At 69.6% G+C, this 26864-nt stretch carries 25 protein-coding genes and 1 tRNA gene; 15 read left to right on the top strand and 11 right to left on the bottom strand.

Annotation, left to right across the window (positions count from 1 at the left end; all coding sequences use genetic code 11):
- The first annotated feature begins 4 nt into the window (after nucleotides 1–4).
- The 9 genes from ACI3KT_RS01805 (at nucleotide 5) to ACI3KT_RS01765 (ending at nucleotide 10477) form a co-directional block, all read left to right on the top strand.
- Nucleotides 5–1075, top strand: coding sequence for an ABC transporter permease (locus ACI3KT_RS01805; RefSeq protein WP_404902211.1), 1071 nt, complete (start codon nucleotides 5–7; stop codon nucleotides 1073–1075).
- On the top strand, nucleotides 1072–2025 hold the full coding sequence (locus ACI3KT_RS01800; protein ID WP_404902209.1) for an ABC transporter permease: 954 nt from the start codon (nucleotides 1072–1074) through the stop codon (nucleotides 2023–2025). Before ACI3KT_RS01805 ends, ACI3KT_RS01800 begins: the two co-directional genes overlap by 4 nt.
- Nucleotides 2022–3743: a dipeptide ABC transporter ATP-binding protein gene (locus ACI3KT_RS01795; RefSeq protein ID WP_404902206.1), complete on the top strand. Its 1722-nt coding sequence runs from the start codon at nucleotides 2022–2024 to the stop codon at nucleotides 3741–3743. Before ACI3KT_RS01800 ends, ACI3KT_RS01795 begins: the two co-directional genes overlap by 4 nt.
- Before the next feature lie 38 nt (nucleotides 3744–3781).
- A complete protein-coding gene (locus ACI3KT_RS01790) occupies nucleotides 3782–5404 on the top strand; it encodes an ABC transporter substrate-binding protein (RefSeq protein WP_404902204.1) in 1623 nt (540 codons plus the stop codon).
- The gene (locus ACI3KT_RS01785; protein ID WP_404902201.1) at nucleotides 5404–6441 is read left to right on the top strand and encodes an LLM class flavin-dependent oxidoreductase; all 1038 of its coding nucleotides are present in this window, start codon (nucleotides 5404–5406) and stop codon (nucleotides 6439–6441) included. The genes ACI3KT_RS01790 and ACI3KT_RS01785 overlap by 1 nt, the downstream gene beginning before the upstream one ends.
- A 30-nt stretch (nucleotides 6442–6471) precedes the next feature.
- Nucleotides 6472–7668 (top strand): LLM class flavin-dependent oxidoreductase, encoded by a 1197-nt coding sequence (locus ACI3KT_RS01780; RefSeq protein WP_404902198.1) that lies wholly within the window; start codon nucleotides 6472–6474, stop codon nucleotides 7666–7668.
- A gap of 20 nt (nucleotides 7669–7688) precedes the next feature.
- Nucleotides 7689–9068, top strand: coding sequence for an NtaA/DmoA family FMN-dependent monooxygenase (locus ACI3KT_RS01775; RefSeq protein WP_404902195.1), 1380 nt, complete (start codon nucleotides 7689–7691; stop codon nucleotides 9066–9068).
- Nucleotides 9065–9991 (top strand): DUF1684 domain-containing protein, encoded by a 927-nt coding sequence (locus ACI3KT_RS01770; RefSeq protein ID WP_404902192.1) that lies wholly within the window; start codon nucleotides 9065–9067, stop codon nucleotides 9989–9991. Before ACI3KT_RS01775 ends, ACI3KT_RS01770 begins: the two co-directional genes overlap by 4 nt.
- Nucleotides 9992–10174: 183 nt before the next feature.
- Nucleotides 10175–10477, top strand: a complete 303-nt coding sequence (locus ACI3KT_RS01765) for a GIY-YIG nuclease family protein (protein ID WP_404902190.1) — start codon at nucleotides 10175–10177, stop codon at nucleotides 10475–10477.
- A 60-nt stretch (nucleotides 10478–10537) separates the two neighbouring features.
- On the opposite strand, the gene ACI3KT_RS01760 is transcribed toward ACI3KT_RS01765, so the two are convergent.
- The 7 genes from ACI3KT_RS01760 to ACI3KT_RS01730 form a co-directional block, all read right to left on the bottom strand.
- A complete protein-coding gene (locus ACI3KT_RS01760) occupies nucleotides 10538–11071 on the bottom strand; it encodes a GNAT family N-acetyltransferase (protein ID WP_404902187.1) in 534 nt (177 codons plus the stop codon).
- On the bottom strand, nucleotides 11068–12210 hold the full coding sequence (locus ACI3KT_RS01755) for an LLM class flavin-dependent oxidoreductase (protein WP_292908662.1): 1143 nt from the start codon (nucleotides 12208–12210) through the stop codon (nucleotides 11068–11070). The genes ACI3KT_RS01760 and ACI3KT_RS01755 overlap by 4 nt, the downstream gene beginning before the upstream one ends.
- Nucleotides 12211–12305: 95 nt before the next feature.
- Nucleotides 12306–13304, bottom strand: a complete 999-nt coding sequence (locus ACI3KT_RS01750) for an ABC transporter substrate-binding protein (protein ID WP_307298672.1) — start codon at nucleotides 13302–13304, stop codon at nucleotides 12306–12308.
- A 64-nt stretch (nucleotides 13305–13368) separates the two neighbouring features.
- Nucleotides 13369–14160 carry an amino acid ABC transporter ATP-binding protein gene (locus ACI3KT_RS01745; RefSeq protein ID WP_045256264.1) on the bottom strand — a complete coding sequence of 264 codons (792 nt, stop codon included), beginning with the start codon at nucleotides 14158–14160 and terminating at the stop codon, nucleotides 13369–13371.
- Entirely contained in the window at nucleotides 14157–15209 is a 1053-nt protein-coding gene (locus ACI3KT_RS01740; protein ID WP_404902185.1) for an amino acid ABC transporter permease, read from the bottom strand. The genes ACI3KT_RS01745 and ACI3KT_RS01740 overlap by 4 nt, the downstream gene beginning before the upstream one ends.
- Nucleotides 15210–15363: 154 nt before the next feature.
- The gene (locus ACI3KT_RS01735) at nucleotides 15364–16674 is read right to left on the bottom strand and encodes a M20/M25/M40 family metallo-hydrolase (protein WP_404902182.1); all 1311 of its coding nucleotides are present in this window, start codon (nucleotides 16672–16674) and stop codon (nucleotides 15364–15366) included.
- Between the two features lie 8 nt (nucleotides 16675–16682).
- A complete protein-coding gene (locus ACI3KT_RS01730; protein ID WP_404902180.1) occupies nucleotides 16683–17036 on the bottom strand; it encodes a carboxymuconolactone decarboxylase family protein in 354 nt (117 codons plus the stop codon).
- Nucleotides 17037–17234: 198 nt separating this feature from the next.
- Here ACI3KT_RS01730 and ACI3KT_RS01725 point away from each other — a divergent pair, with 198 nt between their 5' ends.
- Nucleotides 17235–18062 carry a nitroreductase family protein gene (locus ACI3KT_RS01725; protein WP_404902177.1) on the top strand — a complete coding sequence of 276 codons (828 nt, stop codon included), beginning with the start codon at nucleotides 17235–17237 and terminating at the stop codon, nucleotides 18060–18062.
- Nucleotides 18059–19573 carry a protein adenylyltransferase SelO gene (locus ACI3KT_RS01720; protein ID WP_404902175.1) on the top strand — a complete coding sequence of 505 codons (1515 nt, stop codon included), beginning with the start codon at nucleotides 18059–18061 and terminating at the stop codon, nucleotides 19571–19573. Before ACI3KT_RS01725 ends, ACI3KT_RS01720 begins: the two co-directional genes overlap by 4 nt.
- Before the next feature lie 21 nt (nucleotides 19574–19594).
- On the opposite strand, the gene ACI3KT_RS01715 is transcribed toward ACI3KT_RS01720, so the two are convergent.
- On the bottom strand, nucleotides 19595–20662 hold the full coding sequence (locus tag ACI3KT_RS01715; protein ID WP_404902172.1) for a PQQ-dependent sugar dehydrogenase: 1068 nt from the start codon (nucleotides 20660–20662) through the stop codon (nucleotides 19595–19597).
- 103 nt (nucleotides 20663–20765) lie between these two features.
- Between ACI3KT_RS01715 and ACI3KT_RS01710 the strand changes: the two genes are divergently transcribed.
- On the top strand, nucleotides 20766–21227 hold the full coding sequence (locus ACI3KT_RS01710) for a GNAT family N-acetyltransferase (RefSeq protein ID WP_404902169.1): 462 nt from the start codon (nucleotides 20766–20768) through the stop codon (nucleotides 21225–21227).
- A gap of 29 nt (nucleotides 21228–21256) precedes the next feature.
- A complete protein-coding gene (locus tag ACI3KT_RS01705) occupies nucleotides 21257–23329 on the top strand; it encodes a bifunctional lysylphosphatidylglycerol flippase/synthetase MprF (RefSeq protein WP_404902166.1) in 2073 nt (690 codons plus the stop codon).
- Nucleotides 23330–23334: 5 nt separating this feature from the next.
- Here ACI3KT_RS01705 and arfB read toward each other — a convergent pair whose 3' ends face one another.
- From arfB to ACI3KT_RS01690, 3 genes are all read right to left on the bottom strand, one after another.
- Nucleotides 23335–23775, bottom strand: a complete 441-nt coding sequence (gene arfB, locus ACI3KT_RS01700; protein WP_307298686.1) for an alternative ribosome rescue aminoacyl-tRNA hydrolase ArfB — start codon at nucleotides 23773–23775, stop codon at nucleotides 23335–23337.
- A gap of 39 nt (nucleotides 23776–23814) precedes the next feature.
- Nucleotides 23815–23890, bottom strand: a tRNA-Met gene (locus ACI3KT_RS01695).
- A gap of 89 nt (nucleotides 23891–23979) precedes the next feature.
- Nucleotides 23980–24966 (bottom strand): helix-turn-helix transcriptional regulator, encoded by a 987-nt coding sequence (locus tag ACI3KT_RS01690; protein ID WP_404902163.1) that lies wholly within the window; start codon nucleotides 24964–24966, stop codon nucleotides 23980–23982.
- Between the two features lie 61 nt (nucleotides 24967–25027).
- Between ACI3KT_RS01690 and ACI3KT_RS01685 the strand changes: the two genes are divergently transcribed.
- Both ACI3KT_RS01685 and ACI3KT_RS01680 read left to right on the top strand, forming a co-directional pair.
- Nucleotides 25028–26062 carry an ATP-binding cassette domain-containing protein gene (locus tag ACI3KT_RS01685; protein ID WP_292908692.1) on the top strand — a complete coding sequence of 345 codons (1035 nt, stop codon included), beginning with the start codon at nucleotides 25028–25030 and terminating at the stop codon, nucleotides 26060–26062.
- Nucleotides 26059–26838 (top strand): ABC transporter permease, encoded by a 780-nt coding sequence (locus tag ACI3KT_RS01680; RefSeq protein WP_404902160.1) that lies wholly within the window; start codon nucleotides 26059–26061, stop codon nucleotides 26836–26838. The genes ACI3KT_RS01685 and ACI3KT_RS01680 overlap by 4 nt, the downstream gene beginning before the upstream one ends.
- Nucleotides 26839–26864: the final 26 nt, after the last annotated feature.

The following is a 26864-nucleotide window of genomic DNA, read 5'->3' as shown; positions in this document are numbered from 1 at the left end:
TGTCATGCCCGCCACGCCCACATCACGCTCGACGATCGTCCGCTACATCGCGTCGAGGCTCGGCCAGTCGCTGATCGTGCTCTGGGCGGCGTACACGGTGTCGTTCATCGTGCTGTACGCGCTGCCGAGCGACCCGGTGGCCCTGCTCGCCGGCGGCGACGCGAGCGATGTGACGCCGGAGCAGCTCGCCGAGCTGACCGCGCAGTACGGCCTCGACAAGCCGCTCGTCGTGCAGTACCTCCTCCGCCTCGGCGGAGTGCTCCGGGGTGACTTCGGCACCTCGATCGCGACCGGGCGCCCCGTGTCCGAGGTCATCGGCGAAGCCGTCTCCCCCACTCTGCAGCTCGCCGGGCTCGCCTTCCTGATCGCCGTGCTCGCGGGCGCCGGTCTCGCGGTGCTCGCCACCTATGTGCGAGGGCGCGCACTCTCGACCTTCCTGCTGGGCCTGCCGCCTCTCGGCGTCGCGATCCCCTCGTTCTGGTTCGGGCTGATGCTCATCCAGTGGTTCTCGTTCCAGCTGCCACTGTTCCCGGCGATGGGCGACAAGAGCGCCGTCTCGCTCGTCCTGCCGTCGATCGCCCTCGCGCTGCCGACCGGCGCCATGATCGCGCAGCTGCTCTCGAAGAGCCTGGCCACAGCCCTCGGCGAGGCCTACATCGACACCGCGCGGGCGAAGGGCGCCGACCGTCGTCGAGTGCACCTGCGACATGTGCTGCGCAACGCGGCCCTCCCCGCCATCACGATGACCGGCCTGATCGTCGGTCAGCTGCTCAGCGGCACGGTCGTCACTGAGACCGTCTTCTCACGCCCCGGCGTCGGCCGGGTCACGGCATCCGCGGTGCAGCAACAGGACATCCCCGTCGTGCAGGGCATCGTGCTGTTCGCGGCCGCCGCCTTCGTTCTCGCCAACCTCGCAGTCGATCTCGTCTACCCGCTGCTCGATCCGCGCATCCAGCTGACGGCGGCACCGCGCCGCCGCCGTCAGACCCCCGTCCCCACGCACGCTGAGGCCCCCGTGGCCGCGGAGGCCGCCACCGACTTCGACACCGACGCCGTACTGGAGGCAGCACGATGAGCGAGACCACCGCCCTGCTGCCCGACACCGCACAGCATCCGGTCGACGGATTCGGTGCGACGGCGGGCGACCGCTTCCAGGACGCGGTCGCCGACCGCGCATCCCGCGCCGCCGCTCGACCGACGTGGACGAGCAGGTTCGGCTGGTTCGCCCGGCGGCCGGCAGCAGCGCTCTCCCTGCTCTGGCTGCTCGTCGTGATCGTCGCCGCGCTCTGGCCGAGCGCCATCGCGCCGGGCGATCCGCTCGTGGGCGTGCCCGCGGAGAACCTGCAGGGGCCGTCGGCAGCGCACTGGTTCGGCACCGACCAGATCGGCCGCGACCTGTTCACGCGCGTCGTGCACGGCACCTCGCTCACCATCAGCGCGGCGTCGATCGCCGTGACCGTCGGCCTCGTCGTCGGCTCGGTGCTGGGCCTCGTCAGCGGTTTCGCCGGCGGCAGGACGGATGCCGTCATCATGCGCGCCGCCGACGTGCTGCTCGCGATTCCCGGGCTGCTGCTCTCGCTCGCGATCATCACGGCTCTGGGCTTCGGCACCGTCAACGTGGCGATCGCGGTCGGCATCGCCAGTGTGGCGTCGGTGTCGCGCATCATGCGCTCCGAAGTCATAAAGGTGCGCAGTTCCGCGTACATCGAGGCCGCACGCGCCTCAGGCAACGGGTGGCTGCGCGTGCTCCTGCGGCACGTGCTGCCGAACTCCACGGGGCCGGTGATCGTGCTCGGAGTGCTCGAGCTCGGCGGCGCGATCCTCGCGGTGTCGGCGCTGAGCTTCCTCGGCTACGGCGCCCCTGCTCCCGCGCCCGAATGGGGAGCGCTCGTCTCCGGCGGCCGCGACTTCCTGCGAGGCGCCTGGTGGCTCACGACGCTCCCCGGCCTCACCATCGCCCTCACCGTGCTCGCCGCCAACCGGCTGGCGCGAGGGCTCGACGACGAAGGGACGGGCAGACGATGAACGCCCTGCAGCCTCTGCTCGAGATCGATTCGCTCTCGGTCGCCTACCGCACCCCTCGCGGCAGCATCGACGCGGTGCGCGAGGTGAACCTCTCGATCGGCGAAGGAGAGACCGTCGCGGTCGTCGGCGAATCGGGATCCGGCAAGTCCACGACCGTGCACGCGATCATCCGGCTGCTTCCGGATGCGGCGCGCATCACCCGCGGATCGATCCGCTTCGAGGGCGCCGACCTCGCGCGAGCCTCGGGTTCGGCGCTGCGCGCCGTGCGCGGACGACGGATCGGGTTCGTGCCGCAGGACCCGACGGTGAGTCTCAACCCGGTGCAGCGCATCGGCGTGCAGGTCGCCGAGGTTCTCCGGGTGCACGGGCTCGCCGATCGCCGCAGCAGCGCACGGCTCGCGGTCGAGGCGCTCGAGCGGGCGGGCCTGCCCGACGCCGCCGTGCGCGCGCAGCAGTATCCGCACGAGCTCTCGGGGGGAATGCGTCAGCGTGTGCTGATCGCGATCGCCATCATCGCCGACCCTCGACTGATCATCGCCGACGAGCCGACCAGCGCGCTCGACGTCACGGTGCAGCGGCAGATCCTCGATCACCTCGACGAGCTCAAGCGCGAACGCGGCTCGAGCCTGCTGCTCATCACGCACGATCTCGGCGTCGCCGGCGACCGTGCCGACCGCATCGTCGTGATGTCGCAGGGTGAGATCGTCGAGCAGGGCACTCCCGAACAGGTGCTGCTCACGCCCCAGCATCCGTACACCCGGCAGTTGATCGCCGCGGCACCCAGCCTGAACGCGCGCGGTGCCGGAGCCCATCGCGAGCCCACACCCGAGGCGAGGCGGTCTTCGCTCGTGCTGCAGGGCCGGCCCGGCGATCCGTTCGCGGAGCGCGAGGCGGAGACGGCGGCGCTCGATGCCCTGGCCTCCTCCGTCGTCGAGCCGGTTCTGCGCGTGGAGCGGCTCGTGAAGGAGTTCGCGCTTCCCGGTGCGGCCCGCGGCGTGCAGCGCGCGGTGGACGACGTGAGCTTCTCGATCGACCGGGGCCGCACCCTGGCCCTCGTCGGCGAATCCGGATCGGGCAAGACCACGACCGCGCGACTGGCGCTGCGCCTGGCCGAACCGACGTCCGGCGCCGTGCTGATCGACGGCGTCGACGTCACTGGGCTCCGGGGGTCCGCCCTCCGCCAGCTGCGCCGCCGCATCCAGCTCGTGCAGCAGAACCCGTACGCCGCTCTCAACCCGCGTCTGAGCATCGAGGCGATCATCACCGACCCGCTGCGGGCGTACCGACTCGGCACGGCCGCACAGCGCCGACGCCGGGCCGCGGAACTCGTCGACGTCGTGACCCTGCCGTCGTCGGTGCTGCAGCGCAGGCCGTCGGAGCTGTCAGGCGGCCAGAGGCAGCGTGTGGCGATCGCGAGAGCGCTGGCCATCTCGCCCGAGCTCCTGGTTCTCGACGAGCCGGTCTCGGCGCTCGACGTCTCGATCCAGCATCAGATCCTCGAGCTGCTGAGCGGCATCCAGCAGGAATTCGGGCTCAGCTATCTCTTCATCTCTCACGACCTCGCCGTCGTGCGCCAGATCGCGCACACCGTCGGTGTGATGCAGCGCGGACGACTGGTCGAATCGGGCACCGCCGATGAGGTCTTCCAGAACCCGCGCGCCGAGTACACCCGCACTCTGCTCGACGCGATCCCCGGTCGCCTTACGACCGCCCTGTAACCCCCGCACCCTCACCCGCACCCGCACAAGGAGTCTTCATGAACCGCACCCGCATCATCCTCGTCGCCGCGCTGGCGGTGACGACCGGACTCGTCCTCAGCGCCTGCGCCGGCGCCGCCCCAGCCGGCACCTCCGACTCCGACGCCGCAGCGACCCCCATCGACGGCGGAGACCTCACGTTCGCGATCGCGAACGACCCGATCTCGCTCAACCCGTCCGGCATCGGCTCGGGCAACGACACCTGGTACGTGACCCGCCAGCTCGTCGACTCGCTGCTCTACCAGAACCCCGACACCGGCGAGCTGGAACCGTGGCTCGCGACCTCGTACACGGCCAACGACGACGCGACCGCGTTCACGTTCGAGCTGCGCGACGACGTCACGTTCTCGGACGGCACGCCGTTCACGGCGGCGAACGTCAAGGCGACCTTCGACGACATCATCGCCGCAGGTGCTCTGAGCCAGTCCGTGAGCAGCTTCGTCGGCTACCAGGAGACGAAGGTCATCGACGACGACACGGTCGAAGTCCACTTCAGCACCCCGAATGCCGCGTTCCCGAATTCGACGGCCGCGGTCGGCCTCGGAATCGTCGGAGACGCCACCCTCGCGGTGCCCTTCGCCGACCGGGCGGACGGGAAGTCCGTGGTCGGCACCGGCCCGTTCACGCTCGACACGTACACGAAGGATGTCGAGACCGTACTCACTGCACGCGACGACTACGCCTGGGCGCCGGAGGCGCTCGGCAACGACGGTCGCGCCCACCTCGACACCGTGACGTTCCAGATCGTGCCGGAGGCGAGTGTACGCACGGGGAGCCTGACCTCGGATCAGGTCGACGTGATCGGCGGCGTGCAGCCGAACGACGTGCAGACCCTCGACGATGCCGGGTACCCGCTGGTCTCACGAGGGAACCCGGGCATCAGCTTCGGCCTGTCGTTCAACCTCGCGCGTCCCGTCGTGTCCGACATCGCGGTGCGCGAGGCCATCTCGGCCGCCATCGACCCGAAGGTCGTGCGCGACACCGCGCTGAACGACCTCTTCCACGTGGCCACGAGCGCGCTCGCCAAGAACACCCCCTCGTGGGCTGATGAGGGCGAGCACTTCTCCTACGACCCGGACCACGCGTCCGAGTTGCTCGACGAGGCGGGGTGGACCGAGGGCGCCGACGGCATCCGCACCAAGGACGGCCAGCCGTTGACCCTCCGCCTCGCCTGGATCACGAACTTCGGCCCCAACCAGACGTCGCTCGAGCTGATCCAGCAACAGCTCAAGACCGTCGGCATCGATGTCGTGCTCGAGGGCAGCACGGTTCCCGAGTTCCTCGAGAAGCAGGCCTCCGGCGACTTCGACATCGTCTGGGGCAACCTGTCTCGTGCGGACGGAGACGTGCTGCGCACGCAGTACTCGGTGGCGACGACCAAGCTCAACATCGACGATCCCGAGCTCGAGGCGCTGCTGCAGGACCAGCTCGCCGCGGGTGACAAGGCGGCGCGCGACAAGATCCTCGCCGAGGCGCAGGCCCGAATCGCGAGCCAGTACTACCAGATCCCGGTGCACGAGCTCACCTCGATCCTCTCGACGCAGTCCACCGTGCACGGCGTGTCGTTCGGCGCCGACTCCCGGCTGGATTCTCTCGTGGGCGCGTGGAAGGACGCGAACTGATGACCGAGCAGAAGATCATCGACGCCGGTTTCACACTCGCCGGAAACTACCCCGAGGCCGACCCGGTGGCCGGTCTCGAAGAGACGTTGCAGCTGTTCGAGTTCGCTGAGGAGATCGGCCTGCAGGTCGCCGGCATCCGCCAGCGCCACCTCGAGCGCGGTGTCTCGTCGGCGCTCACGTTCCTCGCAGCCGCGACCCAGCGGACCCAGGCGATCCGCCTGGAGACCGCGGTGGTACCGCTCGGCTACGAGACGCCGTTCCGGCTGGCCGAGGACTTCGGCACGGTCGACGCGCTGTCGAAGGGGCGGCTCAACGTCGGGGTGAGCTCGTCCGCCCCGCACGGGGCGCTGCTGCGCCACCTCGGCCGCCTGGAGGAGGACGGCGACATCGACGCCTATGTGCTGATCGCCCGGTTCCTCGAGGCGCTCGAGGGTCGCGCGCTCGGCGAGGACATCTACACCCCCTACGGCCCGCAGACGCCGCGCGTGCAGCCGCACATCCCGGGGCTGCGCCAACGGGTCTGGCTGGGGGGCGGCTCGGCGCGCTCGGTGCGCTGGGCGGCTGAGCAGGGTCTGAAGCTTCTGCTCGGCAACATCACCTCTGCCGACAACGGCGACGCGTTCGAGACCGCGCAGCGCGTGCACATCGACGACTACTACGCGCATTTCGCGGGCCCCGGCGAGCCGGCTGTCGGCGTGGAACGCGTGATCCTGCCGATCGACAGCGCGACTGCCGATCAACGCGAGCGATACACCGCCTTCGCCGACAGTCGCCACGAGCGCACGACGCAGCCCGTGAACGGGCATGTCTTCCAGCGCGACCTGTTCGGCACCGCCGACGAGATCGTCGATCGTCTGCTCGCCGACCCGGCGATCGACGGACGCACCGAGCTGCGAGTCGCCCTGCCCTATGCCCTCGCACTGGAGGACTACCGGCAGGTCCTCTCGGACATCCGTCATGCCGTCCTCCCCCGCCTCGGCTGGGCGCCGACGGCATCCGCGCTCGCAAGCAGCAGCCCCGCGAGCACCGCCGCCTAGACCACCGCCGTACCCACCAAGGAGCACACAATGAGTTCACGACTTCGCATCGGCGTCGCCCTCGACGGCGCCGGCTGGCACCCCGCCGCCTGGCGGGAGCCGTCATCGCGGCCCGCCGAGCTGTTCAGCCCCGACTACTGGGTCGACCTCGTGCGCATCGCCGAGGAGGGCCTGCTCGATTTCGCCACCATCGAGGACTCCCTCGCCCTGCAGTCCTCCGAGCGCGGTGGCCCCGACGACCGCACCGATGAGGTGCGCGGCCGGCTCGACGCGCTGCTGATCGCCGCGCGGGTATCGCCGGCGACCTCGCACATCGGTCTGATCCCCACCGTCACGACCACGCACACCGAGCCGTTCCACGTGTCGAAAGCGGTCGCGACTCTCGACTACACGAGCGAGGGACGCGCCGGCTGGCAGGTCAAGGTCTCGGGCCGTGCCGACGAGGCCGCGCACTTCGGCCGCCGGGAGCACCCCGGCGCCGAAGTCGCCTGGGGCGATCCGGCCTTCGATGTCCTCGTCGCGGAGCTGTTCGACGAGGCGGCCGATGCGGTCGAGGTCGTGCGTCGGCTCTGGGACAGCTGGGAGGACGACGCCGAGATCCGCGATGTCGCGACCGACCGCTTCCTGGATGCCGACAAAGTGCACGAGATCGACTTCGAGGGGCGGTGGTTCAGCGTCCGTGGCCCGTCGATCACGCCGCGTCCGCCGCAGGGGCAGCCCGTCGTCGCCGCCCTCGCGCACGCCGAGGTTCCCTACCGCCTGGCCGCGCGTTCGGCCGACGTGGTCTTCGTCACGCCGACGGATGCCGCGCACGCACGCTCGATCCTCGACGATGTCGGCGCGGCTGCGACAGCCGTGAGCCGAGAGGGCTCGCCTCTGCAGGTGTTCGCAGACTTCGTCGTCTTCCTCGACGACCGCGACGGCGAGAGCGGCGCCGACCGCCTGCGCCGTCTCGACGCCGTGGGCCGACCACTCACGAGCGATGCCCGGATCTTCACCGGCTCGGCATCCGAACTCGCCGACGTCATCGCAGAGCTCGGCGCCCTCGGCTACGACGGAGTCCGCCTGCGGCCCGGCGTGCTCACCGATGATCTGCCGCGCATTGCCGGCGATCTCGGCGCGGAGCTGCGTGCTCGCGGGCTCTTCCACGACGCCTACGAGGCCGACACCCTGCGCGGCCTGCTCGGGCTGCCCGAGAACATCCCCAGCCGCTACGCGGCCGTCTGACCGAACCGGAGGAGAACGACATGACCACCAGATCACGCAAGCAGATCATCCTCGCCGCGTATGTCGGCGGGGTCAACGAGCACACCCTGTGGGAGCACCCGGATGCCGGGAGCCAGATCGACTTCTCGACGTTCCGGCACGTGGCCCAGACGGCTGAGCGGGGCCGCTTCGACTACTTCTTCCTCGCGGAGGGGCTGGCACTACGGGCGCGCGCCGGACGCATCTTCGAGCACGACATCGCCGGCCGCCCCGACACCCTGCCGGTTCTCGCCGCGCTCGCGGCCGTCACCTCGCACATCGGACTCGTGGGCACCCTGAACGCGACGTTCAACGAGCCCTACGAGCTGGCCAGACAGATCGCCAGCCTCGACCACCTCTCCGGTGGCCGAGCGGGGTGGAACGTGGTCACCTCGTTCGACGCGTTCACGGGCGCGAACTTCCGACGTGGCGGTTTCCTGCCGCACAGCGAGCGCTACGTGCGCGCCGAGGAGACGGTCGCGACGATCCGTCGGCTGTGGGACTCGTGGGCCGAGGACGCGATCGTCGCCGACAAGGCCTCGGGCGAGTTCCTCCCCGATGCCGACGCCGGAGCATTCGTGCAGACGAGCAGTCAGTTCGACATCGCCGGCCGCTTCACGGTGCCTCGCAGCCCCCAGGGCCGACCGGTCATCGTGCAGGCGGGCGTCTCACCCCAGGGGCGCGACTTCGCGGCATCCACCGCCGACGCCATCTTCTCGCCCTACGCGACTCTCGCGGAGGGCAAGGCGTTCTACGCCGATATCAAGGAGCGGGCCGCCCGGTTCGGCCGGGGCCCGGAGGAGATCAAGATCCTCCCGGCCGCCGGATTCGTGCTCGGTGATTCTCAGGCGGATGCCGAGGAGAAGGCTCGTCACATCCGCGAGCAGCAGCTGACCGACAAGACCATCCAGGTCACGTTCGAGCAGGTGTGGAACCGCGACCTGTCGGCGTACGACCCCGACGGACCGCTGCCCGACATCGATCCCGACCCGGAGGCGGCGCCCATCATCCAGGGCCGCGCCTTCGTGTTCCAGGATCGGTTCGAGACGGTGCGGAAGTGGCGGGAACTGGCCGATGAACGCGGCCTCACACTGCGCGGGCTCGCGCACGAGGTCTCGGGCAAGGCCGCGTACGTCGGCACCGCCGCGCAGATCGCCGATCAGCTCGACGCCTTCGTGCAGGAGGACGGCGGAGATGGCGTCGTGATCGGATCGCATATCGTGCCGGCCGGGCTCGACGAGTTCGTCGATCAGGTCGTACCGCTGCTGCAGGAGCGCGGTTCGCTGCGCACCGACTACGAGGGCACGACGCTGCGCGACAATCTCGGGCTTTCGGTTCCCGCACGCGACGCTGAGCTCGCCGGAATCGAGGCCGTGCGATGACCCTGCAGGCCGAGGTCGAGACGCACGACGACTTCGCTCAGGAGTGGGAAGCCTGGCATCGCGCGAACGAGAAGAAGCGCGCGGACCCGCACGGCTTCCTCGCCGTCACGGGCCTGTTCTGGCTGACCGACGAGCCGACCAGGGTGCCGGGGCTGCCCGGCCTGTGGACCACCGGGGTGGACGGGCCTGTGGTCGAGCTCGGGCCCGATGAGGCGCTGCGGTTCGGCGAGACGCCGATCAGCGGGACCCACCGATTCGGACCGATCGCCGAGCGCGACGGCATAACGGTCGGCTTCGACGAGGGCGTTATCGAGATCGCCAAGCGCGGTGGTCGCGACATCCTGCGTCCGCGTCGCGCCGACTTCCCGTTCCTGCGCTCCTACAGCGGAACCAGCGCCTTCACGGCCGACCCGAAGTGGCGGATCCCGGCGAGGTTCGTGCGGTTCATCGCGCCGCGGGCGATCGAGGTGGGAGCGGCGGTCGACTCATTGGCGCACGTCTACGACTCGCCAGGCTACGTCGAGTTCGAGGTCGACGGCGAGACGTTCCGGCTGCTCGCCTTCCCCGGGTACGCCGCGGGCTCGCTGTTCGTGCTGTTCACCGACGCGACGAGCGGCGTCACGACCTACAAGGCGAACCGCACCGTGACGATCGAGGTGTCCGACGAGAGCGACGAGACCGTGATCGACTTCAACCGGGCGGTGAACCTGCCGTGCGCGTACACGGACTTCGCGACCTGCCCGCTGCCGCCGGCCGAGAACCACCTGCGCATCGAGGTCGCCGCCGGCGAGAAGACCCCGACGGCGAGGGTCGAGGGCGTCTTCTCCGACGCGGGGATCGTGCCTGCGGCATCCCCACCATCTGAGCGAGCACAGCGCCCCCTCTGGTCGTTGAGCGAGCGCAGCGCCCCCTCTGGTCGTTGAGCGAGCGACGCGAGACGAAACGTCGTGAGCCGAACTCGACGCCGGAGACAAGCGTTTCGTCTCGGTCGCTGCGCTCCCTCGCTCAACGACCGGTGGCGGGTCGTTGAGCGAGCGAGGCGAGGCGAAACGCGGCATCCTCCGGTCACTTCAGCCGATGTCCGCCGCCACGCGGACGGTGCGCGAATGGCATACGTGCACATCCTCCGTTGCGCGGACGACACCCTCTACGTCGGAAGCACGATTCACCTGTCACTCCGGCTCGAGCAGCATCAGGCGGGGCTGGGCAGCGCCTATACGAAACATCGCCTACCCGTCCAACTGATCTGGAGCGAGGATTTCTCCCGCGTCGACGAGGCGTTCGCCTGGGAGAAGCGCATCCAGGGCTGGAGCCATGCCAAGCGCATGGCTTTCATCGAAGGAGGGCTGGATGCCGTCAAGAGCTGGAGCGCCCGAACACGCGCGGCCGCGCGACAGTCCGGCGGGTGAAGGACGCGTTTCGTCACTTCGCGCTCAACGACCGGGGGGCTTCGTCGCTGCGCTCCTCGGTCAACGACCGGACGGGAGATCCAGCCCGAAGGCCAGCAGGTCGAGGAACCGGCCCGGCTCGACCTCGATGCGGTGCTCACGCTCGTGCAGTCGGCGGAATCCGAGCTTCGCGTACAGCGCGTGGGCGCCGAGCATCTCCGGGCCGCTGTTCATCACGACCCGCTCGACGCCGCGCTCCTCCGCGAGCGCGATGACGTGCCGGGTGAGAGCTTCTCCGATGCCTCGGCCGCGCGCCGATGGCGCCACCGCGAGCTGCCGGAAGTCGAGTTCGCCCTCTCGCGCGAGTTCCGACAGGCGTTCGCCCGGACGCGGGACCCACACCGTGCCTATGATCGCGCCGGCGGCGTCTTCCGCGACCCAGACATCTCCAGACTCGACCCGCGCGGCGACGTCTCGCAGTGAGTGCAGGTACGCCGGTGACAGCTCGGAGTAACTCGAGCTGTACGCCTCTTCGGTGACCTGTCCGGCAACGTCGTAGTCGTCGGCCGTCGCGATCCTGATGACGAGGGTCTGCGGTGCAGCGGATGCCGTCATGAACGGGCCGCCTCGAGCGGCCGTTCGGCTGCGGCGTCGAGCCCCCACACCTCGGCGAGCAGCTCGAAGGAGCGCACGCGGTCGCGGGGATCGTGCGTGATCGTGGTGACCAGCAGCTCGTCGGCCGCAGTCACGCGCTGCAGCGTCGCAAGCCGTTCTGCGACAGCATCCGGATCCCCGACGAAACGGGTATCGAGGCGATCGGCGACGACGTCGAGCAGGTCGGGCTCGAACGGCTCGACGAGCGCGTCTTCGGGGCGGGGATAGGCGATGGCGCCCTGGCCGGCGCGGATGCTGTGCACCCATTCAGCGTAACCGCGCCCGATGCGTTCGGCGTCGGACGCGGTGTCGGCGACCAGCACATCAGCCGAGACGATCACGCGCGGCTCTGCGAGCGCACCGGGACGGAACGCACGACGGTACGCGTCGACGGCGTCGAGCACGAAGCTGCCCGCGACATGGTAATTGGCGCCGAAGGGCAGCCCGAGGCGTCCGGCGAGCTCAGCGCTGATGCCGGCGGTGCTGCCGTGCAGCCACACCTGGATGTCCTGTCCCTCGGCCGGGGTCGCGTGAATCGGAACACCCTCGGGTGCGGCATAGCTGCCGTCGATCAGGGCGAGGATGTCGAGGACGTCCTGCTCGAAGCGGTCGGCGTCGCCCGCCGTGCGGCGCAGCAGACGCGCTTGAGCGGTGAAGCGTGCGGCGTCGAACGCGAAGGGCTTCGCCGCAGGCAGCAGCAGCCCGTCGACCACGCGAGCTGCGCCCGCGGCGGGAGGAGGTGTCGCCGCGGCACCGCTGGAACCGGAGCGTCCGATGCCGAGATCGAAGCGCCCCGGATGAAGAGCGGCGACGACTCCCGCAGCCTCGACGACCTGGAGGGCCGCGTAGTTGCCGATGATCGTCGCTGCGGTCCCGATGCGGATGCGCTCGGTGGCCGCGGCGATCGCGGCGAGCAGCACGTGCGGAGCCGACCCCGCCACGCCGGGATTCAGGTGATGCTCCGCGAGCCAGAACCGGTGATATCCGAGATGCTCGGCGGCACGCGCGAGCTCGATCGTGTCCCGCAGCCCCTGCCCCGGGGTCGACCCTTCGCCGAACGGGGAGAGATCGAGGATGCTGAGTGGCGTGCGGTCGGTCATGTCTGTGTCCTTCTCGGTGGCATTGGTGCGGGGAGGCGGCGGCGGGAGTAGAGCAGTGCGGACCGGCGCCCCTCACGCCGGCCCGCACCATCCGCTCAGGACTTGGGCAGCCCCTGCGGGTTGACCTCGGACTTCTCGATCCCCTCGGAGTCGAGGCCCCAGGCATCGAGGAGCTCGGAGTACGTGCCGTCGGCGATGAGCTGGTTGAGGACGATGCTGACCGGCTCGATCAGCCCGTTGCCCTTCGCCGTGCCTGCGGCGATGCTGGCCGCGAGCGGCCAGCCACCGGGGACGATGCCGACGAGTTTGGTGTCACCGGTCTCGCGCGCCGCCCACGCGGAGGTGGCGTTCGGGCCGAAGGTGACGTCGACGCGACCTGACTGCAGGGCGAGGACCGATGCCGCGTAGTCGTCGTAGTACTGCAGCTCGGCGGGCGCCTTGCCATCGGCCTCGAGCTCTTCGTTCCACTTCAGCAGTACCTGCTCCTGGTTGGTGCCGGAGCCCACGACGATCTTGAGGCCCGAGATGTCGGCGGCCCCCTCGATCTTCTCGATGTCGCTGTCGGCCTTCACGTAGAAGCCGAGCAGATCCTGCCGGTAGCTGGCGAAGTCGAAGAGCTCCTTGCGCTCCTCGGTGACCGTCACGTTGGAGGTGATCAGGTCGTACTTGCCGGATTGGATGCCGAGGGGCCAGTCGGCCCAGGCCACGACGACCGGGTTGTACTCCAGGCCGAGTCCTTCGGCGATCAGGCTGCCGATGTTCGGCTCGGTGCCGGCAGGCAGCGTCTCGCCTTCCGGCACGTACGCGAGCGGCGGCACGTAGGCGGCGACCGCCACGGTGAGCTTGCCCGGCTCGATCGGCTCGAAGCCGCTCTTCTTGAGCGCCTCGACGGCTTCCGGGACGACGTCTCCCTCGATCCATTCGATGTCGTCCGCCGAGACGTTGGCCGACGTCGCCGCAGGTGTCGGCGTCGCGTTGTCGGCGACCGCCTCGGCCGGACGGTTGAGGGTGACGGCGGCCACGACGCCGACGATCGCGATGACCGCTGCCGCGGCCACTCCGATCGCGACGCCCTGCTTCTTGCTGAGTGCCATGTGAATCTCCTTGGTGAGTGGTGCTGCGGCGCCTGCTGTCAGGCGCCGCGTCGGGTCGTGCGGGTCAGCCCAGAACCTTGGCCAGGAACTCCTGGGTACGCGGATGCTGGGGAGCGGTGAGGACCTCGGCGGGCGGGCCCTGTTCGACGATCACGCCGCCGTCGAGGAACACCACGCGGTCGGCCACCTCACGGGCGAAGCCGATCTCGTGGGTGACGATGATGAGCGTCGTGCCCAGCTGGGCGAGATCGCGGATGACGTCGAGCACCTCTCCGACGAGCTCGGGGTCGAGTGCGCTCGTCGGCTCGTCGAACAGCAGCACCTTCGGCTTGAGCGCGAGGGCCCTGGCGATCGCGACGCGCTGCTGCTGGCCGCCGGAGAGCTGACGCGGATAGGCGTCCGCCTTGTCGGCGAGTCCGACCCGGTCGAGCAGGCCGAGAGCCAGCTCACGGGCGTCGTCCTTTGTCAGCCGCTTGAGGGCGATCGGCGCCTCGGTGACGTTCTCGAGCGCCGTGAGGTGCGGGAACAGGTTGAAGTTCTGGAACACGATGCCGACCTGCGTGCGCCGACGGAGGATCTCGCGCTCGTGCAGTTCGTGCAGCTTCTCGCCGCGGAGCTCGTAGCCGATCAGCTCGCCGTCGACCGTGACCGATCCCCGGTCGACGCTCTCCAGGTGGTTGATCGTGCGCAGCAGCGTCGACTTGCCGGAGCCGCTCGGTCCGAGCAGGGCGATCACCTCGCCGGGCCTCACGGTGAGATCGATGCCGGACAGCACCTCGACCCCGCCGTAGCTCTTGTGGACGTTGTGGATCTCGACGAGTCCGCGGGTGGCGGTCTCTGCGACGACGGTGGTCATCGGACTTCCTTTCCTGCAGAGGCGACGACGGGCGCGGCATCCGCTCCCCCTGCTGACGGCGGGGCGTCTCCCAGCCGCACCCACTGCACACGGATCCAGTGCCGAGCCTGCTGGAGCGGGGTCGGCGGCAGTGCACGCACGGAGCCGCGGGCGAAGTGCCGCTCGATGTAGAACTGCGCGACGCTGAGGATGGTCGTGATGATCGTGTACCAGACCACCGCGACGAGCAGCAGCGGGATGACCCGGCTGTTGCGGTTGTAGATGACCTGCACGGCGTAGAACAGCTCGGGGATCGCGATCACGAACACGACCGATGCCCCCTTGACCAGGCCGATCACCTCGTTGGTCGCGTTCGGGATGATCGAGCGCATCGCCTGCGGGAGGATGATGCGGAACAGCCGCCGGGCCGCCGGGATGCCGAGGGCCGCCGCGGCCTCCTGCTGGCCGTGGTCCACCGAGATCAGCCCTCCGCGGATGATCTCGGCCGAGTAAGCGGCCTGATGCAGGCCGAGCCCGAGGATCGCCGCCGCGAAGGCGCTGATGAGCTGCACAGTCGGGAACTCGACGATCCAGAAGTCGGTCGTGAAGGGCGTGCCGAGTCCGAGCGTCGGGTACAGGTAGCCGAGGTTGTACCAGACGATGATCTGCACGACCAGCGGCACCGAGCGGAAGAACCAGATGTATCCCCACGCGGCCGAGCTCAGCAGGGCCGACTTCGACAGCCGCCCGAGCGCGATGATCGTGCCGAGCACGAAGCCGACCACCGCCGAGACCGCCGTGATCGACAGCGTGTAGCCGATGCCGATCAGCACAGGGCCGGAGAAGAAGTACTCGGCAAACGTGCCCCACATGTAGCGGTCGTTCGTGACGAGGCTCCAGGCGAACTGGGCGACGGCGAAGACGATCACCGCGGCGATCGTCCACCGCCACCAGTGGCGGGTGTGCACCACGGTCACGGCGCCGAGATCGACCTTCGTGCGGTTCTCGACGGGACGGTCGATCTCGGGATCGACCGGGGCGCCGACGGGCGGAGCGGCGGTGTCAGTCATGATGATCCTCGTGTTCCCCGCAGCGCCCGGTGCGCCGCGTGAAGCCAAGCTAGGGTCATCCGCGCCGCCCGTCCCAGCCGCGATTCACACGTCGCAACCGGCCGACGCACGCCGTAACCGAGAGGCTCGCCCCGTAACACGACGGGGCGAGCGGTCAGGCGTTCCGGAGGATCTGGTCGGTCACCCTGACCGAGAAGTACAGGGCGTCGACGGGGATGCGCTCGTCGGCGGCGTGGAACTCGCCGAACACGTCGAAGTCATCGGGCACGCGCAGGGGCACGAACCCGTAGCCGCGGATGCCGAGCTGAGCGAGGTGCTTGTTGTCGGTGCTCGCGGGCAGCAGATACGGAACGACGAGACCGCCGGGATCCTCCGCCGTGATCGCGTCCTGGAGGACATCGAGCAACGGTGCGTCCAGGGGCGATTCGATCGCGGGAACCGGACGCCCCCAGGCGATCTCGACGTCGTCGCCGACGATCCCCGCCAGCTCCTCGTGGAGCGCGGCATCGGCCCCCGGGAGCACCCGGATATCGAGGCGCGCGATCGCCTCGGCGGGGATCACGTTGGTCTTGCCGCCCGCGGCGAGCACGGTGGGTGAGACGGTGTTGCGGGCCGAGGCGCCGACCAGAGACGCGACGAAACCGAGGGTCTCGAGCTCGGCGTCGAGGTCGACTGCGGAGAAGCGGATGCCGCGGTGTCGCCCGAACACGTCGAGGAAGCGGTTCAGGGCGGGAGTGCGCACGACGGGGAACTCGTGCTCCCCCACCGCCGTCACCGCACGAGCGAGGCGCACGACGGCGTTGTCGGGGGTCGGCCGCGAGCCGTGCGCGGCATGGCCTCGGGCGGTGATCGTGGCCCAGGTCACGCCCTTCTCCGCCGTCGCGACGAGGTAGGCGCGGCGGTCGCCGGCGAGCGGAACCGAGAAGCCGCCGACCTCGCTGATGGCCTCGGTCGCACCGGCGAACAGCTCGGGACGGTTGCGGACGATCCAGCGCGCGCCCCACACTCCCCCGGCTTCCTCGTCGGCGAAGAACGCGAAGATGAGGTCCCGTCGGGGCACGACGCCCTGTCTCCGGTACTCGCGGGCGATCGCGAGGATCGTGCCCGCATAGTTCTTCATGTCGACCGCGCCCCGCCCGTACAGGACGCCGTCGTGGATCTCGGCGCCGAACGGCGGGTGGGTCCAGTCGGCCTCCGCCACAGGCACGACATCGAGATGCGCGTGCACGACCAGGGCACCGGCATCCGGGTCCGACCCTGCCAGCCGTGCGACCACGCTCGCCCGGCCCGCCTGCGGCTCGACGAGTTCGACGCGGTAGCCGACCTCCTCCAGCTTCTCCTTCACGAACAGCGCAGCGCGGGTCTCGCCGTCGCCGATCGTGGCGGCCTCGCCCGTGTTCACACTGTCGATGCGGATGAGCGCTCGGATGAAGTCGAGGGCCTCGTCTTCGAGAGGAGTGGTCATCTCGGGACTCAGTGCTTGTGCTCTGCGCGCGCGTCGCCCGCGAGCTTGAAGGCGAGCCGGCCGTGCGCGTAGCCGCCTCCCGCTCGGATCGCCGTGGCCACCCAGGCCGCCTCGGCGAGCTCGGCTTCGGTGGCCCCTGCTCGCACCGCGTTCTGAGAGTGACCGTCGATGCAGTACACGCACTGGGTCGTGATCCCGACGGCCAGCGCGATCAGCTCACGGTACTTCAGCGGGATCTCCCGGCCCTCCGTGGCGAACACGGCCTGATCGAAGGCAGCGAACGCGGCGAGGATGTCGGGCGTCTCGTTCTTGTAGACGCGGGTGAAGGTCTTGTCTGCGGCGCGATCGAAGTAGTCGGACACGTGCTCTCCTCGGGATTTCTGGCCGCGCGGGCGCCCGGCGCTCCCTCACGGTAACCGCGGCGAGGAGAGCGGATGACACGCGATGACGCGGATCGTCATCCCGCGTCTCGGAGCGTCTTCGACGATCGTTCATTGCGTCGCATGTCGCCAGGTTGCACGACGGCCCACCGTGCCACCCCCAGGGGCGAGACTCGTCGCATGGCAGATGTGATCGACACGGGGACCCTGCTGCGCGACCGCTACGGCGTCGACGCGGATGACGAAGCGCTGCACCTCGACGACTCCGGCACGATCCGGGGTCTGCTGGCCCACCGTTCGGTGCGCGCGTTCGAGCGGCGTCTCGTGTCACCGGCGATCGTCGACACTCTGATCGCGGCGTCGCAGTCGGCGTCGACCTCGTCGAACCTGCAGTCGTGGAGCGTGGCGGTCGTCCGCGACGAGGCCCACAAGAGCGCGGTGGCCGCGCTGGCCGGCGATCAGCAGTTCATCCGTGAGGCGCCGCTCTTCCTCGTGTTCGTCGCCGACTGGGCCCGGGGAGCGGCGATCTCGCGCAGCCGCGGCGAGGCGTCCGAGGGCATCGACTACTTCGACAGCACACTCGTCGCGACCATCGACGCCGCGATCGCGGCGCAGAACGCGGTCGTGGCCGCCGAGTCGCTCGGTCTCGGCGCCGTCTTCGTCGGCGCGGTGCGCAACCGACCCGACGAGCTCTCCGCGCTGCTGGAGCTGCCGGACGCGTCCTACCCGGTCGTCGGCGTCGCGGTCGGCTGGCCTGATCCTGCGAACCCGGCGCGGGTCAAGCCCCGCCTCCCGCAGTCGGTGGTCCGCCACGACGAGCGGTACTCCCCGGCATCCGTCGACGACCTCGCCGACTACGACGACGCCCTTCGGGTCTTCAACGAGTCGCAGGGGCGGACAGGGAGCTGGCTCGATGCGGTCGTCGCCCGCGTGCGCAGTCGATCGGCGCTGCACGGGCGTGAACGGCTGCGCAGCATCCTGTCTTCCCGCGGGCTGCCCTCGGCATGAGCGGCGAGGCCGGGGTGACGGAGTGGGACGCGCGGAGCCCTGCGCTCGAAGGGCAGTCTCCGCCGCTGCTCGAGCGAGTGTGGGCGAGCACGCTGCCCGAGCTCTCACGGCCGGTCGCGTCGGCGCACACCCCGCGACCGCGGCTGCTGACCCTGAACGAGGAGATCGCGCGTGAGCTGGGTCTCGCCGCGGAGTACCTGCGATCGGATGCAGGCGTGCGCTTCCTCACCGGCGAGGCGTACGATCCGGGATCGACGCCGGTCGCGCAGGTGTACGCGGGGCACCAGTGGGGTGTGTACAAGCCGATCCTCGGCGACGGCCGCGCTGCGCTCCTCGGCGAGCGTCGCGACCGCCAGGGGCGTCTGCGCGACGTGCATCTGAAAGGCATCGGCCCCACGTCGATGTCGCGCGTGGACGGCTTCGCCACTGTGGCGCCGATGCTCCGCGAGTATCTGATGGGCGAGGCGATGCACGCTCTCCGGGTCCCCACGACCCGCGCGCTGGCCGTGGTCGCGACCGGCGCGCCACGCGAGCTCGACGGGGTCGTGGCGCCGGGAGCGGTCCTCGCACGCACAGCGGCGAGCCACATCCGCTTCGGCTCCTTCGAGTACGCCCGCGCGCACGACGACCCCACGCTGCTGCACCGTCTCGCCGATCACACGATCACCCGCCACCACCCGCACGCGGCGTCCGCCGAGCATCCGCATCGGTCTCTCCTCGACGGCATCGTCGAGGCCGTGGCTGCCCTGACCGTCGACTGGATGAGCCTCGGGTTCGTGCACGGCGTGCTCAGCACCGACAACGTGCTCGTCTCGGCGGAGACCATCGACTACGGCCCTTGCGCGTTCCTCGACGAATACGAACCGGGGGCGCACTTCAGCTCGATCGACCGGTTCGGCCGATATGCGTACGATCAGCAACCCGCCATCATGCGTTGGAACCTCGAGCGATTGGGCGACGCGTTCGCGCCGCTGCTCGCCGATGATGCGGATGCCGGCGAGCGGATCGCTCAGGAGATCGTCGCGTCGTTCGACGCGCGCTACCGCGTTCATCGTGGGCGGGCGTTCCACGCGAAGCTCGGTCTCGATCACCGGGTCTCCCCCGCTGTCGCGTCGGATCTCGCGGACGACGCGCTCGCGATGCTCGCCGAGCATGCCGTCGACTTCACCGGGTTCTGGCGCGACCTGGCGGCCGCCGCGGACGGCGACGAAAGGCCGCTGCGCTCCCGCTTCCTCGGCCCCGTCGCAGAGCTCGACGACTGGCTGATCCGCTGGTCGTCCCTCGATCCCGATGCCGACCTCATCCGGGCGGCCAACCCCGTCTACGTTCCCCGCAACCACATCGTCGAGGAAACCCTCGAGGCCGCCACCGCAGGCGACCTCGAGCCCTTCGAGCAGCTGCTCGATACGCTCCGCGATCCGTACACCGAACGGACCGGCGGCGAATACCGGCGCTTCACCCTGCCCGCCCCTGAGGGAGCCGCGCGCCACATCACCTATTGCGGGACGTGATCGACGACCGGATGCGCCGCCTCAGTCCATCGGGATGAGGATGATCCGATCGTCGCCATCGCCCGGATCTCCGCGGCCATCCGTGTTGTTCGTCAGCATCCAGACCGCGCCCTCCGCGACCATGACGTCTCGCAGCCGCCCGAATCGGCCGAAGTAGTCCTCGGTGCTCGACGCGAGATCGTCGAGCGGCACGCGACGCAGCCGCTCTCCGCGGAGGTTCGCGATCAGGATGTCCGAACCGGTCACCGCGATTCCGCTCGGGCTCGCCTCAGAGGGTCGCCACTGCTGCACGGGATCGATGAAGTCGCCATCGCCGGCAGTCCCTTCGACCTCCGGCCAGCCGTAGTTGCCGCCCGGTTCGATGACGTTGAGCTCGTCCCAGGTGTCCTGCCCGAACTCGCTCGCGTACATCATGCCTTCGGCATCCCACCCGATGCCCTGCGGGTTGCGATGGCCGTAGCTGTACACCGGCGAATCCGGGAAGGGATTGTCTGCCGGGATGCCTCCCTCGGCGGTGAGACGCAGGATCTTGCCCGACAGCGCCTCGACGTCCTGCGCGCTGTCGCGCTCACCTGCGTCACCCGTCGTGATGTACAGCATCCCGTCAGGTCCGAATGCGATGCGCCCGCCGTTGTGGTTCGACGCGGACGGGATGCCGTCGATCACGCTGGTGGGCTCCCCCAGCGAGAGCTCGCCGGGCTCACCGAGAATCGTCCTGCGCTCCACGCGGTTCTCGTCCACGCCCGTGACGTAGGTGAAGAGCTCGTCATCGCGCACGGCCAGACCGAGCAGCCCTCCCTCGCCGCCGGGCGCGACGCCGTCGATCACTCCGACCTCGTGCCGCTCACCGTTCTCATCGAACTCGAGCACTCGGGCGCTGTCGCGTTCGCTGACGAGCAGAGCGTCGCCGTAGAACACCATCGACCAGGGGGTGTCCAGCCCGTCGGCGAACGTCACGGGAGCGGGTGCGGACGCCGAGACGACCGGGGCCCGCGGCGTACAGGACGTGAGCAGCAGCGCGGATGCCGCGGCGAGCGCCCCCGCGATGATCGATCGTCCCCGCGTCCGTCTCCCGCTGGTTCTTGTCATACCCCCATCCAACGCGTGCGGTCGGCGTGACGGAAGAGCCTTCGCGGCCTCTCGACGTAACCTGGCATCGACACCCGAGGACTCACGGCACGAGGAGGACACGTTGACCGCCATCACCATCCGGCCGATCTCACCGTCCGACGCGGGCGAGGTGCTGACGCTCCAGCGCGCCGCCTTCGTCTCTGAGGCGCAGATCTATGCAGATCCCGATCAGCCGCCGCTCACGCAGTCACTGCCCGAGCTGGAGGCAGAGTTGCGCACCGCGAAGGGCGTCGTCGCCGTGCTCGACGGAAGGATCGTCGGCGCGCTGCGCGCCCGTGAAGGCGACGGTCTGCTGCAGATCGGCAGGATCGCGGTCGCCCCCGACGTCCAGGGCGAGGGAATCGGAACGCGACTGCTCGACGCGATCGAGGACGACACCGACTGCGAAGAGGCCGAGCTGTTCACCGGCAGCCTGAGCGAGGCGAACATCGCGCTGTACGAATCGTGCGGATACCGCGAGACGGAACGCATCGACCAGGGCGACGGCACGGCGCAGGTCTTCATGCGCAAGCGGCTGCGCTGAGCGGCATCCGCCATCGCTACGCTGGGCGCATGATCGAGGAGCGCTCCCCCGCGACGGGAATCCTCGCCGTGCTGCGACGGATACCGGCCACGCTGTGCATGGTCGCCGTGATCCTGGCGGTGGGCGTCGTCTCTCGCGGACTCTGGGCTCCGTTCGAAGACGTCGACCTGTTCGAAACCGTCGCCTACGGTCTGCCCGCGTTCAGCGAGGGCAGATGGTGGACGCCCCTGACCGGCACGTTCTTCGTGAACCAGCCCTGGGTCTACGTGTTCACGATCTCCGGTTTCTGGGGCATGGCCTATCTCGAGTTCCGTCGGGGAGCAAGAGCGGCGCTCGCGTACTACTGGGTCGGACAGCTCTTCGCGATCCTCGCGACCGCCGCGCTGCTCCTGATGCTCTCGCAGTTCGAATGGGAGTGGGCGCAGACCCAGGCCGCCGCTCTCGATGTGGGGGCGTCCGGCGGCACGATGGCGTGCATCGCCGCCGCAGTCGGCCTGTTCCGCCCGCCATGGCGCGTGCGCGGCTGGCTCGTGCTGCTCGGCTTCGTGTTCATCGCGATGCTGTTCTGGGGTGCGATCGCCGATCTCGAGCATCTGCTCGCCGTGCTGCTCATCCTCGCCGTCGATCGGACGCTGCGTGTGCGCCGCACGACCGTGCGCGAGCAACGGCTCATCGCGGTGATCGCGGTGCTCGTCCTGGGTGCGATCGAGATCATCACGATCCTGGTGCCCACAGACGGCCCTTTCGGCCCGACTTCTCCCGCCTCCGGCGGCTTCATCGACCTGGCGATCGATGTCGTCGTGATCGCCGTCCTCGTGAGCGGACTCCGCAGAGGTCGCCGCTGGTCATGGGTCCTCGTCATCCTCCTCGGACTGTTCAACATCCTGGTGGCCGCGCTGGTGCTGACCTTGATCACCCTGACCAGCCAGACCCAGGTGGATCTGCGCTGGGACGGCGAGACCGAGCTCGCTCTCGCGAACGGGTTCCTCTGGCTCGTCCTGCTCGTCTACCTCGTCTGGGTGCGGCGCGCGTTCCGGGCGAGGCGCCGGTCAGGGATCGGCATGTCACCGGCCCCGACCGTCGAGGACCTCACGGCCGAGCTGCGCGCGCACGGCGGCGGAACGCTGTCCTGGATGGCGACCTGGGAGGGCAACAGCTACGCCCGTACAAGCGGAGGGATCGTCGCATATCACCGTCGGAACGGCGTCGCGCTCGCGCTCGCCGATCCCGTCGGACCTGCCGAGACTCGGGCCGCGGCGGTGCAGGAGTTCGTGCACGCAGCCGAGCAGGCGGGCCTCATCCCCTGCTTCTTCAGCGCCGACGATGCGACGCGTGCGGCTGTGCCGTCGGGCTGGCGCAGTCTCGTGGTGGCGGACGACACGATCGTGGATCTGCCGGGTCTGACCTTCACCGGCAAGCGCTGGAACTCCGTGCGGACCTCGTTGAACAAGGCCGGTCGTGAGGACATGACCTTCCGCCTCACCCACCTCAAGGCCGAATCGTGGGGCGTGCAGCAGCAGCTGCGCGCGATCTCGGAGGCCTGGGTCGGCGACAAGGACCTCCCCGAGATGCGCTTCACGCTCGGCACGCTCGAGGAGGCGGAGGCGCCGGAAGTGCGTCTGGCGTTGGCCGTCGCACCGAACGGCGACGTCGACGGATTCCTATCGTGGCTGCCGATCTACGGCGAGCACGGCGTCGTGCGCGGCTGGACGCTCGACCTCATGCGGCGCAGGGACGGTGGATTCGGTCCCGTCATGGAGTACCTCATCGCCTCATCGGCGCAGCAGTTCTCCGACGAGGGGTGCGAGATCATGTCGCTCTCCGGCGCTCCGCTCGCCCACGACTATCCCCCGGACGCCGGAATGATCGCGGCACTGAGCGAGCGGCTCGCCGAGGCTCTGGAGCCGGTATACGGCTTCGGCTCGCTGCACCGCTTCAAGCAGAAGTTCCACCCGCGCTACGAGACCATGTACCTGCTGTTCCGCGACGAGAGCGATCTCGCCGCGATCGGCGGGGCGTTGACCAGGGCCTTCCTGCCCGACGCGACGCTGCGGCAGTTCGCAGGTGCAGGCCTGGAGCTGGTGCGCGGGACGCGCGACTGAGCGGTTCAGATGTCGCGAGGCCGGCGGCGCATCTGCTTGACATCGGTGCGACGCTGCTTCGCCTTGAGCCGTCGCTCCTTCGACCCGCGGCTCGGCTTCGTGGGTCGACGCGGGGGCGCCGGCGGCCGGAGAGCCTCGGCGATCAGCGCGGCGAGACGCTCTCGCGCAGCGTCGCGGTTGCGCAGTTGCGCCCGGTGCTCGGATGCCGCGATCGTCAGCACGCCGTCGACCAGCCGCCCGCCGAGACGCTCGAACAGTCGCTGCCGCTGCGCCGGAGACAGTGCCGATGAGGACGCGGCGTCCCAGACGAGCTCGACACGCGAGTCCGCCGTGTTGACCCCCTGCCCGCCGGGCCCGGACGACCGCGAGAACCGCCACGACAACTCGGACTCGGGGATCACGACCCCGACCGAGACCCGTAGTCCTGGGCGGTGAGAAGCAGGCATGGGTCCATCATCCCCGACAGGAGGTGCGCATGGATCGCGTGGACGCGACGGCGGGAGTCGAACCCGCAACGCCTTCAGTTATGAGCCGAGGCCCGGGACCGCCCGGATCGCCGCGATGATGACCCCGACGCTACCGCGCGGTTCGGGCTCTGGCCAGGAGCGTTGCCTGGGATAACGCTATGAGTCCGGCGATGACCGCGACCGTCACCCGACGACATCCGGCGCCGGAGCGTCGAGGGCGCGCAGCATCCTCTCCACCGCCTCGCGGAGTTCTGCACGCCACGGCTCGGGGAATGTCGTGGTGTACTCGACGCCCTCGGGTATCCACAGCAGCGCGTACATGGCGTCGCGCCAGTCGGACCCGCCGAAGGGCCAGCGGGTGCGCTGTGCGTCCTCTGCCGTCGCGCCCTGCGACCAGACTCCGAAGCGCTCCTGCATCTCGTCCAGGGGCAGGTCCATCACGGCATCCGCCTCGACCTTCTGCGGCGACCAGGAGGAGGCGACGAACACCCGCTCCTCGATCTCCTCGGGGGTGATCGGCCTCCTCGCGAACAGCACGCGGGTGTGCTCCACCGTCTCGATGCGATCGACGCGGAACGTGCGCCAGTCGTCTCGATCGAGATCCCAGCAGAGCAGGAACCACTTTCGTCCGGAGGGAGCCAGCGCGTGCGGCTCGACCCGGCGGATGCTCTCGACTCCGGCCCCGTCGACGTACCGCAGCCGCAGACGCTCCGTGTCGCGGGTGGCGAGCGCGATCTCGCCCAGGACCTCGGGCGAGACGACCGGGGAGTCGCCGATGCGCGGAGGCTGCACGGACTCCGCGAGCGCGTTCACCCTCCGACGCAGCGCCGAGGGCAGCACCTGCTCGAGTTTGGCGAGGGCGGTGAGCGTGACCTCGGCTCCCCCGACGAGCTGCTGGGTCGCGGCCACGCGCAGCCCGATCGCCATCGTCACGGCCTCGTCGTCGGTGAGCAGCAGCGGAGGGACCGCGCTACCCGCCTCGAGCCGGTACCCGCCGGCCGCACCCGGCGTGGACTCGACACGGTATCCGAGGTCGCGCAGCCTGTCGACGTCGCGCCGCACGGTGCGCTCGGTGACACGGAGCCTGCTCGCAAGCTCCGTGCCGGGCCAGTGCCGGTGCGTCTGCAGCAGATTGAGCAGGGCGAGTGCGCGGGACGTGGTGTCGGACATGTCTCAAGAGTCCCAGATATTGCGGACAGTATCTGTCCTGGTTGCCTTCTAGCTTCGAATCATGGCAACTGAACCCATCATCGAAACCGAGGGCCTGACCAAGGTCTTCACCGTCAAGAAGACGTCGGTCGACGCGGTCACCGATCTCTCCTTCTCCGCAGCACGCGGCGAACTCGTCGCGTTCCTCGGCCCCAACGGCGCCGGCAAGTCCACGAGTCTGCGGATGCTGACGACGTTGATCCCTCCGACGTCGGGCACGGCACGGGTGGTCGGGCACGACATCCGCACCGACCCAGCGGGAGTCCGCGCCCGCATCGGTTACGTCGGCCAGCTCACGAGCGGCAGCTTCTCCCAGCGGGTGCGCGATGAGCTGATCAGCCAGGGGGCTTTCTACGGCATGTCCAAGCGCGACAGCGCGCGCCGGGCCGATGCGCTCATCGAGTCGCTCGACCTCGGCTCCTTCGCCACCAGGACGGTGCAGCAGCTCAGCGGCGGGCAGAAGCGCCGTCTCGACATCGCGCTCGGGCTCATGCACGCCCCGCCCCTCATCTTCCTCGATGAGCCGTCCACGGGCCTCGACCCGCAGAGTCGGGCGAATCTCTGGGATCACATCCTCGACCTGCGCGCTCAGCACGGGACGACCGTCTTCCTCACCACTCACTACCTCGAAGAAGCCGACCGTTACGCAGAGCGGGTGATGGTCATGGACAAGGGTCGAATCATCGCCGACGACGACGCCGCAGCCCTGAAGGCGACTCTCGCGGGAGATGTGCTGACGTTCGGCTTCGCCGACGAGGCGGATGCTGCGCTCGCTCGCTCCGTCGTCGCGACCCTGAGCACCGCCGCGGTCTCCCTCGACGGAGACTCGGTGTCGCTCGCGGTGCCGGAGGGCGATCGCCTGCTTCCGGTGATCGTGCGGGAGCTGGACGCCGCAGGCATCCTCGTCCGCCGCGCGACCGGGGTTCCGCCGACCCTCGACGACGTGTTCCTCGCCCTCACCGGTCGCACGCTGCGCGAAGCCGGCGAGGGTTCATCCGACGCCGCATCCGAGACCACCCCCGAGATCGAGACCGCCCAGACAGGAGTCCTCTCATGACCGCCACGGACACCCTCGTACGTCCGAACCTCACCAGGGACACGAAGAACGTGCTGATCAGGGAGCTCAAGCCCGTGCTCCGAGATCCCTTCACGCTCATCTTCAGCCTGCTCCAGCCGCTGGTGTTCCTCGGTCTGTTCGCGCCGCTTCTCGTGGGCAGCTCGGGTCGTCCAGCCGACGAGACGCTGGCGTGGTTCGTGCCGGGAGTGCTCGTGATGATCGTGCTGTTCGGCACCGGCGCCACCGGATCCAACCTGCAGTACGAGATGATGACCGGCTCGCACGAGCGCACCCTCGTCGCTCCGCTCGCCCGCTCATCGCTGCTGGTCGGCCGTGCACTCAAGGAGATCGCGCCGATCGTCGTGCAGGCGCTCGTGATCTCCGCTCTCGCCTGGCCGTTCGGCTTCGCGATCGATGTGCCGGGGCTCATCGTCGGGCTCGCGCTGCTCGCCGTGTTCGGGGTGGGGCTCGGCTCCCTCTCGTACTCGCTGGCGCTCGCCACCAAGGATCGCGAATGGCTGTTCTGGGGCGTGCAGCAGGCGCTGATCTTCCCGTTGCTGATCCTGTCGGGCATGCTGCTGCCGCTCGACGAAGGACCGGGGTGGATGCGCGCGGTCGCGTCGGTGAATCCGGTGAACTGGGTCGTTCAGGCCGAGCGGGCGCTGTTCGCCGGTGATCTCGGCGACGTCACGGTGCTGTGGGGCTGGGTCGCCGCCCTCGCGGTCGCGGTCATCGGGATCACGGTCGGCGTGCGCGCCATCCGTCGCAGCAGCTGATCGAGCCCAGCCTTGCACCCGCGCCT

Origin of the sequence: Microbacterium sp. ZW T6_19 (assembly GCF_044987465.1) — a bacterium.
GTDB lineage: Bacteria > Actinomycetota > Actinomycetes > Actinomycetales > Microbacteriaceae > Microbacterium > Microbacterium natoriense_A.
This window is presented reverse-complemented; position numbering and strand designations above follow the sequence as displayed.

Coding starts and splice junctions, on each gene's coding strand:
- ACI3KT_RS01805 (WP_404902211.1), top strand. CDS start 5: ATGCCCGCCACGCCCACATCACGCTCGACGATCGTCCGCTACATCGCG.
- ACI3KT_RS01800 (WP_404902209.1), top strand. CDS start 1,072: ATGAGCGAGACCACCGCCCTGCTGCCCGACACCGCACAGCATCCGGTC.
- ACI3KT_RS01795 (WP_404902206.1), top strand. CDS start 2,022: ATGAACGCCCTGCAGCCTCTGCTCGAGATCGATTCGCTCTCGGTCGCC.
- ACI3KT_RS01790 (WP_404902204.1), top strand. CDS start 3,782: ATGAACCGCACCCGCATCATCCTCGTCGCCGCGCTGGCGGTGACGACC.
- ACI3KT_RS01785 (WP_404902201.1), top strand. CDS start 5,404: ATGACCGAGCAGAAGATCATCGACGCCGGTTTCACACTCGCCGGAAAC.
- ACI3KT_RS01780 (WP_404902198.1), top strand. CDS start 6,472: ATGAGTTCACGACTTCGCATCGGCGTCGCCCTCGACGGCGCCGGCTGG.
- ACI3KT_RS01775 (WP_404902195.1), top strand. CDS start 7,689: ATGACCACCAGATCACGCAAGCAGATCATCCTCGCCGCGTATGTCGGC.
- ACI3KT_RS01770 (WP_404902192.1), top strand. CDS start 9,065: ATGACCCTGCAGGCCGAGGTCGAGACGCACGACGACTTCGCTCAGGAG.
- ACI3KT_RS01765 (WP_404902190.1), top strand. CDS start 10,175: ATGGCATACGTGCACATCCTCCGTTGCGCGGACGACACCCTCTACGTC.
- ACI3KT_RS01760 (WP_404902187.1), bottom strand. CDS start 11,071: ATGACGGCATCCGCTGCACCGCAGACCCTCGTCATCAGGATCGCGACG.
- ACI3KT_RS01755 (WP_292908662.1), bottom strand. CDS start 12,210: ATGACCGACCGCACGCCACTCAGCATCCTCGATCTCTCCCCGTTCGGC.
- ACI3KT_RS01750 (WP_307298672.1), bottom strand. CDS start 13,304: ATGGCACTCAGCAAGAAGCAGGGCGTCGCGATCGGAGTGGCCGCGGCA.
- ACI3KT_RS01745 (WP_045256264.1), bottom strand. CDS start 14,160: ATGACCACCGTCGTCGCAGAGACCGCCACCCGCGGACTCGTCGAGATC.
- ACI3KT_RS01740 (WP_404902185.1), bottom strand. CDS start 15,209: ATGACTGACACCGCCGCTCCGCCCGTCGGCGCCCCGGTCGATCCCGAG.
- ACI3KT_RS01735 (WP_404902182.1), bottom strand. CDS start 16,674: ATGACCACTCCTCTCGAAGACGAGGCCCTCGACTTCATCCGAGCGCTC.
- ACI3KT_RS01725 (WP_404902177.1), top strand. CDS start 17,235: ATGGCAGATGTGATCGACACGGGGACCCTGCTGCGCGACCGCTACGGC.
- ACI3KT_RS01720 (WP_404902175.1), top strand. CDS start 18,059: ATGAGCGGCGAGGCCGGGGTGACGGAGTGGGACGCGCGGAGCCCTGCG.
- ACI3KT_RS01715 (WP_404902172.1), bottom strand. CDS start 20,662: ATGACAAGAACCAGCGGGAGACGGACGCGGGGACGATCGATCATCGCG.
- ACI3KT_RS01705 (WP_404902166.1), top strand. CDS start 21,257: ATGATCGAGGAGCGCTCCCCCGCGACGGGAATCCTCGCCGTGCTGCGA.
- arfB (WP_307298686.1), bottom strand. CDS start 23,775: ATGCCTGCTTCTCACCGCCCAGGACTACGGGTCTCGGTCGGGGTCGTG.
- ACI3KT_RS01690 (WP_404902163.1), bottom strand. CDS start 24,966: ATGTCCGACACCACGTCCCGCGCACTCGCCCTGCTCAATCTGCTGCAG.
- ACI3KT_RS01685 (WP_292908692.1), top strand. CDS start 25,028: ATGGCAACTGAACCCATCATCGAAACCGAGGGCCTGACCAAGGTCTTC.
- ACI3KT_RS01680 (WP_404902160.1), top strand. CDS start 26,059: ATGACCGCCACGGACACCCTCGTACGTCCGAACCTCACCAGGGACACG.